Source organism: Flavobacterium faecale (assembly GCF_048320115.1).
In the GTDB taxonomy this organism is placed as follows: domain Bacteria; phylum Bacteroidota; class Bacteroidia; order Flavobacteriales; family Flavobacteriaceae; genus Flavobacterium; species Flavobacterium faecale_A.
This window is the reverse complement of record NZ_CP182943.1, coordinates 3,457,429-3,472,010: the sequence shown is the minus strand read 5'-3', so window position 1 is coordinate 3,472,010 and position 14,582 is coordinate 3,457,429. Positions and strand designations below refer to the sequence as shown.

Sequence of the window (14,582 nt, the reverse complement as noted above, 5' to 3'; positions counted from 1 at the left end):
TGAAGCTGGTCTTTGTATAAATGAGATTTGCTTAATTGCAATAGGATTTATACCTTTCCTAAGGTGTATAATTGTTCCATTGTAGGGCTTAGACTTCCTCCTGCTGGTTCCAACGTAATTCCAAAAGCTTCAGCGTCAGGAGTAGCTTCTACAGCAAAAATGCGTTGATTGTTGGCAACAAAATTATCCAATAATCCAATGCTTGTAGGTGTTAATGGGTTTAATTTTAATGACCATACTTGATAGACCATTCCCTTTGGAGGTTCAGGTAATCCAGAGGCATCTACATATACTTTTTGGGTTTCTTTGTTCCAATAAATTTTAGCAAATGATTCTGGTGCTACGGCTTGTCCTCCAAGTGCTACCACTGTATTGTTGGTATCTCTAATGACGGCTAAACTAGATTCAATAGCTTTGTTTTCTAAAGTCAAAGCATTCAATTCTTTTTCTATTTTTTCTTTTTCAGCCTCAGCATTTACTACTTGGTTAGTGGCAACATTAAGTTGCGTGTATTGGTAGCCAATTCCTACTAGTAATAGAACAGCTGCTGCCCAACCAATATAAGGTGAAAGGCTTCTTCTTGGCTCTAATTCAATTACCTCAGATTCCTTTTTGAAACCTAAACTGTTTTTGATTTTCTCATAATTCCCTATAGAATTGAAAGGCGAGAAACTTGATGATAATGCCACAATAGATTGCTCTATGGCTATAATTTCTGCTTGTAATTCGGGGTCGTTTTTGGCTTTATTAGCAATCTCTATGTTTTCAGCTTCACTGAGTAAGCCATAAACGTAAAGTTCTAATATTCCTGATGCTATATATTCTTTATTTTCCATTATACTTTCAAATAGGTTCTTAAATCATTTATACAATTCCTATTGTGTGTTTTTACCGTTCCTAGTGGTATTTCTAACTCTTCCGCAGCTTCCTGTTGGGTGTATCCTTTAAAGAAAAGTAAATCTATTATTTGTATACACTTTGGTTTTAACCTTTTTACAAACTCTTGTAGCCCAATGGTATCCACTTTATTAGTCAATTTAGTATTGTCATCTAATAGATGTACGAAATTATCAGAAGAAAGGTTTTTTTGACTGTTGTTAAAGTTTTTAGAACGTAACTTATCGATAGAAGTATTTCGAGCTATATTGAGGATCCAAGTGTAAAATCTTCCTTTACTTTCATTATAGGAATCCATGTTTTTCCATATTTTGATAAAAACCTCTTGAAGCACATCTTCTGCTTCTTCAGTATTTCTAACCAGAACATTTATAACAGCGAATAGACTTTTAGAATACATATCATAAAGATAGGTAAAAGCCTTTTCGTCTTTTTTGTAGATTAAAACTAATAACTCTTCTTGTGTCATGATGTTTTCGATTTTGTTTACAAACTTATACAAACTTATTTAGAATTGTACTTATTAAAATAAATAAAGTAGAAATCATGTTGTGCAATTTTTCTTAATGAGGGTTGTGGTCTATATTTTGTATGTTTTGGAGAACTCCTAGTTTTTTTGAAAATTGTCATGATGAAATAAATTCTACAGCTGAATTGTTGAGATGATCTTCTTTTTTTAGAATTAATGATTATACACAATGAATGTTTTTTTATTTTTTTTTGAAAACTTAAAACCAAAAGGAATTTAATCTCGTAAATGCTATTATAACCTTTAAAAATTTACAAAATGAAAAAGACAAAAACAATTTTAGGACTTTCGCTAATTGCGATAGCGGGATTAACCTTAGTGGCAGCGGATCATATTGACGCACCAGCGGTTAAGGACACAGCATCTGATATTACAGATTTCTATGCCTTTCAAGGACAGGATACTAATAATTTAGTATTTGCAGTAAACACTCAAGGATTATTAAGTCCTGCTACAACAGCTGCTGCTTCATTCAACGAAAATGTGATGATCGAAGTGAATATTGATAATAATGGGGATAATAAAGAAGATTTGGTTATTCAAGCGATTCGTAAAGGAGATAGAATGTATTTCTTTGGACCATACGCTCCTTCCGTTAAAGGAAAAACTAGCACAATTGATATGAGTAAGGCTTCTGGAAACGTGATGATTTCTAAATATGGAGCATCAGCGATTACAGCTACTCAAAACGGAATGAAGTTTTTTGCAGGACCTAGAGATGATCCTTTCTTTTTTGATTTAGGACAATATTTAGACATTCTTGATGGCAAAGCTGCTGGATTTAGAACTACTGGTGTGGATACATTTGCAGGAACAAATGTTCTTTCAGTGGTAATTGAGGTACCTAAAGCAAAATTGGGAACAGCTGCTTCATTGAATACTTGGGTGGAAACTAAGAAAAAACAATAATCAAATTTTAATTACAATCAGCTGATTTTGAAGTTCAAAATCGGGTTAAATCCTTATACATAAATTATGAAAACAATAAATAAAATAAAAGTAATGAGTTTAGCACTTGTATGTGCTGTAGGAGCGGTAAGTTGCGACAATAATGATAATAATAGTTCAGTAGAGCCTGACTTTACTGGAACTTTTGTTCAACAAGACCAAATGGGACGACCAGCTATTAATACGGTTTTTGTAGCATCAGGTCAGCCAAAAGACGATTTCAATGGAACCATACCTTCTGAAATGAATGCTAAATATAAGTCTGTCTTTAAAGCTAGATTGTTAGCTTTAAACCCAAATTATACAACAAATGCGCTAACTCTTGATGCGGATACTTTTACATCTGTATTAGCAACGGATGTTTTAGGAGTATCTACTTCTGGAAAAACAACTTTTTTTGACGGAACAAATGTTTTAACTGGTAGAGCACTTGGGGACGATGTGATTGATGTGGAATTGTTGTTGATTTTTGGAGGTCCAAATGGAACATCAAATCCAGGATTGACAAAAGATAATGTGAACAAGAATGATAAAGATTTTACAACATCTTTTCCATACTTAGCGACTGCTTGGTAATATGATCTTTCACTAAAAAAAAACAGAGTACGTCATATTACCATAGTACTCTGTTTTTATTTCAAATAAACAAACAAAAATGAGATTATGAATGCAACTATAAAAATACTCACGGTATTCTTAGGAATAACATTTCTTGTTTCATGTACCAACCCGAAAAAACAAATTACCGATTCAAAGGATTACAATGCTTTTTTGGAAGTGAAAGAGAATGAAGATTTGGATTTTACCCTCCAAGAAATTAAATTTTGGGAAACCAAATATAAGGCTGATACCATCCAAAAATCCTATTTAGGTATAATTGCCTCTAAATATAGTGCTTTATTTCAATTTACTGGAAACATAAATCATTTATATCATGCTGAAAAGTTACTGATACTGGCTAATGAAGCTAGAAATTACAATAGTGTAGGGAGTTTAAGGGCATTGGCTAGAAATTATATTTCCCAACATCGTTTTAAAGAAGCCTTGGTTTTAGCGAAAAAAGCTTTTTCCATAGGAGAAGGACGAATAGAGTCAAAAAAGTTACTGTTTGATGTGCAAATGGAACTAGGGAATTATAATGAGGCTCTAATGAATCTTGAAGCCACCAAAGACATGAATGATTTTGATTATCTCATTCGCCTTGCTAAATGGAACGATCATAAGGGTGATTTAGATACTGCAATCAGATTTATGGAGAAAGCAAAAAAGATTGCTGAGCAAGAAAACAACAAGCTGTTAAAAGTTTGGTCTTATTCTAATATTGCTGATTTTTACGGTCATGCTGGTCGAATTCAAGATTCATATGATCATTACATCATGACTTTAAAAATAGATCCTAATAATGCATATGCTAAAAAAGGAATTGCCTGGATTGTATTTTCACACGAAAGAAATACTCAGGAAGCTAAAAGAATTATCACAGCAATTGAAAAATCACATAATACACCGGATTTATTGTTGTTAAAGTCGGAAATTGCTTCCTTTGAACAAAATAAACTGGATGCTGAAAAATACCAAGAAGATTATTTTGAAAGCCTAGCCAAAAAAAATTATGGTGCGATGTATAATAAATACAATGCCTTAATTTATGCCGACAATCAATTGACATTTGATAGAGCTTTGGAAATTGCAAAAGAAGAAGTAGATCATCGTCCTACACCTGAATCCTTTGATTTATTAGCATGGGCTTACTTGAAAAAAGGAGACACTAAAAATGCTTTAGCCATAGCTAATGATAAAGTAGTTGGAAAAACATTTGAACCACATATTCAATACCATTTGGCAATGATTTACAAGGCAAATAATCAATTGGATAAGGTTGCTAGTTTGAAAAAAGAATTGGAAAGCAGTATTTATGAACTAGGTCCTGAGTTTGAATCGAAAATTAAAGAATTGTAAACGTATGAAATATCTATATTTAATAGTGGTGTTGTCTTGTATTTCAATTACATCCTTTGCACAAAATGTAAAAGGTGTTGTTGTTGATGAATTGGGGAACCCTATCGAAAATGCTTATGTAGTCAACAGTAATTCAAATGCTCATGCCCATACAACAGCCTTTGGTAGGTTTGTTTTGGATAGAACCGAAATAGGAAATACGCTTACAGTTACTGCATTTGGATATAAAAAAGTAGAATATTCAGTAGCTACCTCCGAATTGAAAATTGTTTTAGAGGATGCGATATTCAAATTGAATGAAATTATCATCCAACCTAAATTATCAGCAATGAATGTGATTTCCAAAATAGATTTGGAAACCGCCCCCGTAAATTCGTCCCAAGAAATTTTAAGAAAAGTTCCAGGATTATTCATTGGTCAACATGCAGGTGGTGGAAAAGCGGAACAGATATTTCTAAGGGGGTTTGATATTGATCATGGAACTGATATAGCAATTTCAGTCGATGGAATGCCAGTGAATATGGTTTCGCATGCGCACGGTCAAGGCTATGCCGACTTGCATTTTGTAATTCCAGAAACAGTTGAGAAAATTGATTTTGGCAAAGGTTCCTATTATGCTGACAAAGGTGATTTTGCAACAGCGGGTTATGTTGCTTTTCAAACAAAAGAGAAAATTGATAAAAGCATGATAAGTCTTGAAGCGGGGCAGTTCAATACACAAAGATTAGTGGGAATCTTTAACCTTTTAGGAAAACAAAAAAAACAATCGGCTTATATCGCTACCGAATATATTTTGACTGACGGTCCATTTGATAGTCCACAAAACTTTAATAGAGTGAATTTATTGGGAAAGTTTACGACTTTATTAGATGAAAATAGCAAATTTTCCTTTACGGCTTCTCGTTTTGCAAGTCGATGGGATGCTTCTGGGCAAATACCACAACGATTGGTAGATCAAGGTTTGATTTCACGTTTTGGAGCTGTGGATAATACCGAAGGGGGAAGTACAGCTCGGACTAATATCAATGCGGCTTTGGTGAAATCTATTGATGAAAATACGTTTGTAAAAGCCAATGTATTTTATTCTAAATATGATTTTGAATTGTATTCGAATTTTACTTTTTTCTTAGAGGATCCGATAAATGGAGACCAAATCAAACAGAAAGAAAATCGTTCTATTTATGGAATGAATTCGGAATGGAATAAGAAATTAAAACAAAAGGATTGGGATGTACTACTACAAGTAGGTGCCGGTTTTAGAGCCGATGCGACCGTCGATTCTGAATTGTCTCATACAAAAGGGAGAACCACGACCCTAGACCAGATTAAACTGGGAGATATTGAAGAGTTTAATGGGTTTAATTATTGGAACGCCGAATTCAAACACGGGAATTGGATGATCAATCCAGCGGTTCGTTTTGATTTTTTCAAATTTAATTACCAAGATAAATTGGCTACGAGTTATGCTACACAATCAGAAACTGAATTTAAGATCTCTCCCAAATTAAATTTTATTTACGCGCCCAATAATAACGTACAATATTTTTTAAAAACTGGCGTAGGTTTTCATTCTAACGATACTAGGGTGGTGGTTGAAAACAATGGAAGACAGATACTTCCGAGTTCGGTAGGTTTTGATTTAGGAACTATTTTTAAAGCGAGTCCAAAATTATTAGTCAATACTGCATTATGGGGATTGTTTTTGGAACAAGAGTTTGTGTATGTGGGTGACGCAGGAATAATCGAACCGAGTGGAAAAACAAAAAGAATGGGAGCTGATTTAGGTATTCGTTACCAGATGAACGATTTTTTGTTTTTTGATACGGATTTGACTTATACCTATGCCAGAGATAGGGAGAATCCATCGGGTCAAAATTACATTCCACTCGCACCTGATTTTACAGCTACTGCAGGTTTAAGTTTTCAAAAATGGAATGGTTTTTCAGGAGGAATTCATTATAGACATTTGAAAAATCGACCTGCCAATGAGGATAACTCAATCGTTGCTAAAGGTTACGGAATTGTAGATTGTAACCTCAATTACGAATTGAAAAGCCTAACATTCGGTTTTGCTATTGAAAATTTATTCAATAAGGAATGGAATGAAACCCAATTTGCTACAGAAACCAGATTGCAAAATGAATCCAATAGCGTTGAAGAAATTCATTTTACTCCAGGGACACCTTTTTTTCTGAAAGGAAAAATTAGTTATAGATTTTAGAGATTGATTTTTGTTTGTTTGCAAAGGTCTAGTGTTTATGGTACGGCACTAGACCTTTTTGTATTTGGATCTTTTGTTTTAAATAGAAGAATGTTCTAATGTTATATTTTGGCAGAAAAAATAGCATTAGAGTAAGTTATTAGGACAAATCTTTTCTAAATGTTTTTCTTCTACAAGTAATTTTTGGGTCGAAGTTTTTCCAAATTGCGTGAATGGCATGGTTGTCTGCTAATTCTGGAGTTCGGATGCAGTTTTCAATACCTTTTTCTGTAAAAGTGGTATGGTATTCCTTGAAAATAACGGCATGAACTCCTTTTTTTTGGTAGTCAGGATGAACACCAATAAGGTAAAAAGCGACGTCTTTGCTATTGTTACGTGCATTTAATAAATGATAAAACCCAAAAGGGAAAAGCTTTCCATTTGCTTTTTGTAAGGCTTCAGAGAAACTGGGCATTACAATTGCAAAGGCGACTAAATTATGATCTTTGTCTTCAACAAATTTAATGTATTCAGGATTGATGAAACTGAGGTATTTTTTCTTAAAATACGCTTTTTGGACATCTGAAATAGCTACAAAAGAAGATAAGTTAGCATAAGAAGCGTTGAACAAATCAAACATTTTGTCCACATAAGGCATCACGTCTTTCGTTTTTTTGAAATTTAAAGCCTTTAACTGGTATCTTCTTTTTATTAAATCTTGTGCTTTATCAAAAGCTTCCACTTTCACATTTTTGAAAGGGAATTTACTTTCTATGTATTCTTTTTCTTGTACATAACCTAATTTTTCAAAATGCTGTGCATAATAAGAATGATTGTACCAAGTAACCATGGTTCCTAATTCACTAAACCCTTCCGTTAGCACACCAACTTTATCAAGATTAGAAAAACCCATCGGACCTTCAACATACTCGAGCGCATTTTTGCGTCCTAATTCATATACTTTTTCTAAAAGTGCTTTAGTGACTTCAATGTCGTCAATGACATCAAACCAGCCAAAACGAACTTTCTTTTTTTCTTGGTTATTTACTTCTTCCCAATTGATTATAGCGGCTATGCGACCTACGACTTGGTTATTTCGATAAGCCAAGTAAAAATAAGCTTCGGCATTTTCAAACGCTGGGTTTTTTGTTTTGTCAAAAGTTTCTAATTCGTCTGCAATAATTGGAGGTACCCAGTATGGATTGTCTTTATAAAGTGAAAAGGGAAATTTAATATATGCTGTTAATTCTTTTTTAGTTTTTGCTTCTTGAATTGTAATCATTGATCGCGATGCGTTTTGGGTTATGAGTTATTGGGTAAGAGGTAAGGGAGGGCTGTCGTTTTTAGAGCCAATATTGAATACCTAATTTTCTTATCCTTTTTTAGTTTTTTTAGCTCTTCTAATGGCTTTTTTAGAATCACCTTTGTCTCCTTCCATGATGACTTCTTTATAATTAGCGTCGTAACGCCATGAAATACCTATTCCGCCATATAAAATAGAAGGAGTTGTTTTTAGACTATTACTAATAGAAACATCAATTTGTAGACTTCTATTAACTAAATATGCTGCACCTCCACGAACAATGGCATCGCTATAAAAGTCGCTTTTGTAACCTTGATTTTCAATAAAACCAGACCACTTTTGGTTGAATCCACGCGTTAAGGTTAAAACATAACCATAACTAGGGTAGTCGGTCATGATGTAGTCAGCGATGATGTTGGAAACTAAAACCCATCTTCCGTCTCCGAAATGATTTTGTGTAATCAGCATGATTTTCGGTGAAATGTCTGCTTCACGCGAAAAATAGTAAGGATTATCGGAAAAGGTTAAATTAGCTCCTGCAAATAGAGATACAGCGGGAATTAATTGATGCCAATTAAAAGCACGATTGGCCTTCCAACTATAAACATTAATTTCCTTTTTATAACCTTTGAAAGGGTCGTAAAATAAATATTTAGCTCCTAGCACAGTTTGTTTTAAAGCGGATCTGTTATATTGATAGCTATGGTCTATAACCGTTTGTTCTTGATATTGTAAATCTGCAATAAATTCTAGTTTTTCAAGAAGGGCTCCATATCTAAAAGTCAAGTCAACCCCATATCCATTAGCGTCATAGTTCAGTAAACTATGGTTTTCATGAATACCATAAATACCAGATTCAACTTGAAAAACCGACTTTCCTACAGCAAAAGCTGACATGGTTTCTCCTGGTCTATTGGAGTTGATTTCATCTGTGTGTTGTCCGTATTGAGCAAATGAAACCAGTAGAAAGGCAATAGATATTGCGGTTTTAAATGGATACATAGTTGTCGTTTTTTAGGATTTACAAGAATAGCGTTTTCCAAATGTACTATATTTTATTATTTATTTAAGAAGCATAGTTTAATTTTGAGTGCAGGATTTGTTAATTTTGTAAAAAAATAATCGATTTATGGAAACAGCTTCTTTTATAGGTTTTTTAAGAACGGTATTATATATAATGGCCTTTTACTACATTTTTAAATTTTTAGCAAAATTGTTTTTGCCTTTATTGTTAAAAAAAGCGGTAGAAAAAGCAGGCACTAATTTTCAGCAACAACAACAGCAAGCGCAAGATAATTCCTGGAATAAAACCTCCTCGGCAGGAGATATTTATTACAAACCACCTACTTCAGGAAATCCTAAGTCAACTAAAAAAGTAGGGGATTATGTAGATTATGAAGAAATAGACTAAATTTGCTCGAATTATTTTCTTTTTAACCCCTCATAATACGCTAGAAATTGAAAGTTATAAATAAGTTTTACCCTCACGCTCTTGCCATTTTTGGTTTTGTTTTTGTTTCTCTTTTTTACTTTTATCCTGTTTTACAAGGCAAACAAATTTTTCAATCCGATATCGCTCAGTATACAGGAATGGCCAAGGAACAAAATGATTTTAGAGCTTTAGAACATCAAGAACCTTATTGGACTGACGCTGCATTTGGTGGAATGCCAACCTATCAGTTAGGAGCCAAATATCCTCATGACTATATTGGTGCATTAGATGATGCCATTCGTTTTTTACCGCGTCCTGCTGATTATCTTTTTCTATATTTCCTCGGGTTTTATGCCTTGTTATTAGTATTGAAAATTGATCCCTTAAAAGCCTTTTTGGGAGCTATTGCTTTTGGTTTTTCTACTTATCTCATCATTATTTTAGGTGTGGGGCATAATGCAAAAGCACATGCTATAGGATATATGCCGCTAGTAATTGCGGGTGTTTTATTAGTGTATCAAAAAAAATATGTAGTGGGTGGATTGCTTACTTTGTTTGCAACTGCATTAGAAATCAATGCGAACCACTTTCAAATGACGTATTATCTGTTGATTTTTTTACTGATTTTATCTGGATATTTTAGTTATTTAGCATTTAAGAATAAAGAATTACCAACATTGTTTAAGTCATTTGGCGTATTGATTGGAGCGGGTATTGTAGGTATTGGAGCCAATGCTACCAGTTTACTAGCTACTGCTGAATACGCTAATTTTAGTACTAGAGGAAAGAGCGAATTGACTTTTAATCCTGATGGTTCGGCTCATTCAGGCTCAAGCGCGCTTTCTAGAGAATATATTACAGAATACAGTTATGGACTAGCTGAAAGTTTTAACCTTATTGCACCAAGGCTTTTTGGAGGTTCTAACAGTGAGAATGTAGGTACAGATAGTAAAATGTATGAGTTCATGCTCTCAAAAGGAGTTCCAGAAAACCAAGCTGCCGATTTTGTTTCAGGAATGCCAACCTATTGGGGAGATCAACCTATTGTTGCTGCTCCTGCTTATATAGGTGCCGTAGTTTTCTTTTTGGCTGTTTTGGCACTTTTTATTGATGAGAGAAAAATTAAGTATGTTTTTCTATCAGGTGCTTTCGTGGCTTTGGTGTTGTCTTGGGGGAAAAATTTCCCAATCTTGACCGACTTTTTCATTGATTATGTGCCCATGTATGATAAGTTTAGGGCCGTATCTTCCATTCAAGTGATTCTTGAATTGTGTTTTCCAGTCTTAGCAATTATGGGATTCCAATCTTTCTTTACGTTAGATAGAGGAGACCAGTTAAAAGGACTGACTAAGGCAGCTACTTTAGCCTTGGGATTGGTGATTGTTTTATTTTTAAGCAAAGGCTTGTTCCATTTTTCAGGAACTAGTGATACATACTATATGGAGTCTTATGGACCTGAGTTCGTCGATGCTTTGAAAATGGACAGAATGAGTATGTATAGTGCTGATTTGTTACGTTCTACCTTTTTTATATTGGTGATTGCAGCGATTTTATGGTTGTTTACAAAAAATAAATTAGCTCAAAAAACAGCTATTATTTTAGTAGGACTCTTTATGATTTCTGATTTGTTTTTTGTGGCTAAAAGATATGTCGATGCCAAAGACTTTATCAGCGGTAGAGAAGTGGCTGTTCCTTTTCAAGAAACGCCATCTGATTCTGAAATTTTAAAAGACACTACACACTACAGAGTATTTGAAGTAAGTGGTAATTTCTCTAGTGCGAGAGCCTCATATTTTCATAAATCAATTGGAGGGTATCATGCCGCTAAACCAAGACGTGTTCAACAGTTATTTGATTACCAAATTGCCAAAAACAATATGGAAGTCTTGAACATGTTGAATGTGAAATATATTATTCAAACGGATAAGGAAGGGAATGAATTTCCAACAATTAATCCTAATGCCAATGGAAATGCATGGTTTGTTCACGATGTGAAGTTGGTCAATAAGGCTAATGACGAAATGAAGTCATTGGAGCGATTTGATACTAAATTAGCTGCAATATTTAATATTCAAATTTACGGACACAAATTTAAAAATGCTCGTTTGAAAAGAAATTTAGACACGACGGGTACTATTCATTTGGATGTTTACAAACCTAATTATTTAAAATATACAGCGGAAACAACTAAAGAAGGTTTGGCTGTGTTTTCTGAAATCTATTATGAAAAAGGTTGGAATGCTTATGTTGATGGTGAATTAACAGAACATTTTCCTGTGAATTACGTTTTAAGAGCCATGATGGTTCCTCCAGGAAAACATACCATCGAATTTAAATTTGAACCTGAAGTAATTAAAACAGGAACCATCCTTACATTGATAAGTTATGGTATTATTTTATTATTAGTAATTGGTGGTATTTATTTTGAAAGAAAGCGAACGCTAAAAGCTAAAGACAGTGTTGAATAAAATGGAAAACACTGCTTTCGATAAAAATAGTACCAAAGATAACGGACTAAAAAAAGTACTTATCATAACTTATTACTGGCCACCTGCTGGAGGTCCTGGGGTACAACGCTGGTTGAAATTTGTGAAATATTTGCCGGATTTTGGGATACAGCCAATTGTATATATTCCTGAAAACCCGACCTATCCTATTGTAGATGAAAAATTAATTTCTGATGTATCTGAGAAAGCGATTATATTAAAGAAACCTATTTTTGAACCGTATCAATTGGCTTCTTTTTTTTCGAAGAACAAAACCAAGAAAATTAGTTCTGGTATAATTCCTAACAAGAAGAAGCAGAGTGTTTTGGACAAAATATTTCTTTGGATACGAGGAAACCTTTTCATTCCTGATGCACGTGTGTTTTGGGTAAAACCTTCAGTTGCTTATTTAGAAAAATACATTAAAGAGCATCAAATAGAGACCATCATCACTTCGGGACCACCACACAGTTTGCATTTGATTGGTTTGCAGCTGAAACAAAAATTAGATTTAAAATGGTTTGCCGATTTTAGAGATCCATGGACTACCATTGGTTATCATAAATCATTGCGTTTGTCAAATTATGCTGCTCAAGAGCATAAAAGATTAGAGTATCAAGTATTGAATTCGGCCGACCGTATAATTGTGACAAGTAAAACCACAAAAACTGAATTTCAAACCATAACAACTAAGCCTATATCAGTAATCACAAACGGATACGACGTGGAGCCTGTGGGTAATCAGGTTCTGGATGTCAAGTTTAGTTTGGCGCATATTGGTTCGTTTTTATCGGAAAGAAACCCTTTAATTTTATGGGAATCTTTGGTTGAATTAACTAAGGAAATTTCGGGCTTCAAGAATAATTTTGAAATCAAATTGATTGGAGCAGTGAGTCAGGAAGTTTTGGAGACCTTATCACATTTTGGTTTAAACGATTACTTGAATAATCTGGGTTATATTTCTCATGAAGAAGCAATTGCTCATCAAAAGAAATCACAAGTGCTATTACTTATCGAAATTGATTCTAAAGATACACAAAGTATTATCCCTGGGAAGCTTTTTGAATACATGGTATCTAATCGTCCTATCATAGCTATTGGACCTCAAGGTTCTGATTTTGCTGAAATTATAACAGGAACAAATACGGGAGTGTTTTTTACGTATACCGAAAAAGAAAGGCTGAAAAGCCAAATAGCTAGCTACTATAATCAGTATTTAGAAAATAAATTACAATCCCACGGTATTGGTTTACAGAAATATGCTAGAAAAAATTTAACTAAGGAACTGGTTGAATTATTATCCAATTCTAAATCCTAAATTATTAATGGGAATAGTATTAAATCAATCATTTAAGAATACAATAATTACTTATTTAGGTTTTGGTGTTGGTGCCATTAATACCTTGTTTTTGTATCCTGTTTTTCTAGGAGCGACCTATTACGCTGTAGCTAACTATATACTTTCAGCAGCAAACGTCATTATGCCATTGTTTGCCATTGGGATGCAAAATACGCTTGTTAAATATTATTCGCAATACAGGTCAGAGGAGGAGCGGGAGCGTTTCTTGTCTTTTACGGTTTTGTTTCCATTAATATTGTGTGTGCCTTTAGCGTTAATAGGGCTTTTTTACTATGATGATATTGTCTATTTTGTTTCCAAAAAAAACCCTGTTGTCAAAGAGTTCATTTGGTTGATTCCGTTTATAGGGCTTTGCATGGCCTATTTTGAAATTTTCTATGCCTGGGCAAGAGTACATATGCACTCGGTGTTTGGGAATTTTATTAAAGAGGTGGGTTTGCGTATTTTTTCACTTTTGGCATTGATAGGAGTTTACTTTAAGTGGATGACGGTAGTCGATTTTGTTTATGTTACGGCAGGAATTTATTTTTTAGCTTTGGTAGTAACCATGTGGTATGCTTTCCGTATCAAACAACCTAATTTTCAATTCTCGATTCCTCAAAATGTCAAAGAAATATTAGAATACACCTTTTACATTATTTTATCTGGGAGTGTAGCGAATTTACTTTTGGATGGTGACAAAATCATGTTGAATCAGTACATGTTAATTGACAATATTGCTTATTATTCCGTAGCGACTTATATCGCTTTGGTTATTTCGGTCCCAAGTCGTGCCATGCATCAAATAGTTTATCCGATTACGGCCAAACTAATGCACGAGGATAAACACGATGACTTAAATGATTTATACAAAAAAACGTCTATAAACCTCCAGGTTGTAGGTGGTTATGTGATGTTGTGTATTTTTGTCAATATCAATCAGATGTATGAATTGGTTCCAAAAGAATACAGCGGTGGAATCGTGGTTGTTTTTATGATTGGTCTTTCTAAATATTTTGATTTGATATTGGGTAATAACAATGCTATTATTTTCAATTCTAAATATTACAGGATGGTATTATTCTTAGGGTTGTTATTGGTTTTCTTGACCATCGGATTGAATATGTTTTTTATCCCTCGCTACGGGATTATTGGTTCCGCTTTTGCAACTTTATTATCTATAACATTATATAGTTTAGCCAAACTGCTATTTGTGGTCAAACGCATGCATTTGTATCCTTTTACTAAACAAACTATTGCATCCATTGTATTGACAGCAGTAGTTTTTGTCGCATTTTATTTTTGGGATTTTCCGGTTTACCCCTTGGTTGGAATTGTATTGAAGTCGATAATTGTTACGGTAATTTATCTTTATCTGAATTATAAATTCACTATTTCACCAGAGATTAACGGAGTGATTGATGGTATTTGGAAAAAACTAAAAAGGGGATAAGATGGATTTATGATGAACTTTTAATCATTAAAGAGC

The 14,582-nt window shown here is 33.8% G+C and carries 12 protein-coding genes; 8 read left to right on the top strand and 4 right to left on the bottom strand.

Features of this window, described 5'->3' with window-relative positions:
- Positions 1–47: 47 nt before the first annotated feature.
- Positions 48–836, bottom strand: a complete 789-nt coding sequence (locus ACNH59_RS14430) for an anti-sigma factor (RefSeq protein ID WP_418263221.1) — start codon at positions 834–836, stop codon at positions 48–50.
- Complete coding sequence (locus ACNH59_RS14425; protein WP_418263220.1) at positions 836–1,366, bottom strand: RNA polymerase sigma factor; 531 nt, start codon at positions 1,364–1,366, stop codon at positions 836–838. Before ACNH59_RS14425 ends, ACNH59_RS14430 begins: the two co-directional genes overlap by 1 nt.
- Before the next feature lie 318 nt (positions 1,367–1,684).
- Between ACNH59_RS14425 and ACNH59_RS14420 the strand changes: the two genes are divergently transcribed.
- The 4 genes from ACNH59_RS14420 (at position 1,685) to ACNH59_RS14405 (ending at position 6,554) form a co-directional block, all read left to right on the top strand.
- Positions 1,685–2,335: a DUF4331 family protein gene (locus ACNH59_RS14420; RefSeq protein ID WP_418263219.1), complete on the top strand. Its 651-nt coding sequence runs from the start codon at positions 1,685–1,687 to the stop codon at positions 2,333–2,335.
- Positions 2,336–2,428: 93 nt separating this feature from the next.
- Positions 2,429–2,950 carry a DUF4331 family protein gene (locus ACNH59_RS14415; RefSeq protein ID WP_418263218.1) on the top strand — a complete coding sequence of 174 codons (522 nt, stop codon included), beginning with the start codon at positions 2,429–2,431 and terminating at the stop codon, positions 2,948–2,950.
- Between the two features lie 87 nt (positions 2,951–3,037).
- Complete coding sequence (locus tag ACNH59_RS14410; protein ID WP_418263217.1) at positions 3,038–4,333, top strand: hypothetical protein; 1,296 nt, start codon at positions 3,038–3,040, stop codon at positions 4,331–4,333.
- 4 nt (positions 4,334–4,337) lie between these two features.
- Positions 4,338–6,554 (top strand): TonB-dependent receptor, encoded by a 2,217-nt coding sequence (locus tag ACNH59_RS14405; RefSeq protein ID WP_418263216.1) that lies wholly within the window; start codon positions 4,338–4,340, stop codon positions 6,552–6,554.
- Between the two features lie 139 nt (positions 6,555–6,693).
- Here the strand turns inward: ACNH59_RS14405 and ACNH59_RS14400 are convergent, their stop codons facing one another.
- Both ACNH59_RS14400 and ACNH59_RS14395 read right to left on the bottom strand, forming a co-directional pair.
- The gene (locus ACNH59_RS14400) at positions 6,694–7,815 is read right to left on the bottom strand and encodes a GTP cyclohydrolase (RefSeq protein WP_418263215.1); all 1,122 of its coding nucleotides are present in this window, start codon (positions 7,813–7,815) and stop codon (positions 6,694–6,696) included.
- A 90-nt stretch (positions 7,816–7,905) separates the two neighbouring features.
- On the bottom strand, positions 7,906–8,838 hold the full coding sequence (locus ACNH59_RS14395; protein ID WP_418263214.1) for a transporter: 933 nt from the start codon (positions 8,836–8,838) through the stop codon (positions 7,906–7,908).
- 127 nt (positions 8,839–8,965) lie between these two features.
- On the opposite strand from ACNH59_RS14395, the gene ACNH59_RS14390 reads away from it, so the two are divergent.
- The 4 genes from ACNH59_RS14390 to ACNH59_RS14375 are packed head-to-tail and all read left to right on the top strand — an operon-like array spanning position 8,966 to position 14,546.
- Positions 8,966–9,247, top strand: coding sequence for a DUF4834 family protein (locus ACNH59_RS14390; protein ID WP_418263213.1), 282 nt, complete (start codon positions 8,966–8,968; stop codon positions 9,245–9,247).
- A 47-nt stretch (positions 9,248–9,294) separates the two neighbouring features.
- Positions 9,295–11,736 carry a YfhO family protein gene (locus ACNH59_RS14385; protein ID WP_418263212.1) on the top strand — a complete coding sequence of 814 codons (2,442 nt, stop codon included), beginning with the start codon at positions 9,295–9,297 and terminating at the stop codon, positions 11,734–11,736.
- Between the two features lies 1 nt (position 11,737).
- Positions 11,738–13,072, top strand: a complete 1,335-nt coding sequence (locus ACNH59_RS14380; protein WP_418263211.1) for a glycosyltransferase family 4 protein — start codon at positions 11,738–11,740, stop codon at positions 13,070–13,072.
- A gap of 7 nt (positions 13,073–13,079) precedes the next feature.
- Positions 13,080–14,546 (top strand): oligosaccharide flippase family protein, encoded by a 1,467-nt coding sequence (locus ACNH59_RS14375; protein ID WP_418263210.1) that lies wholly within the window; start codon positions 13,080–13,082, stop codon positions 14,544–14,546.
- The last annotated feature ends 36 nt before the right edge of the window (positions 14,547–14,582 follow it).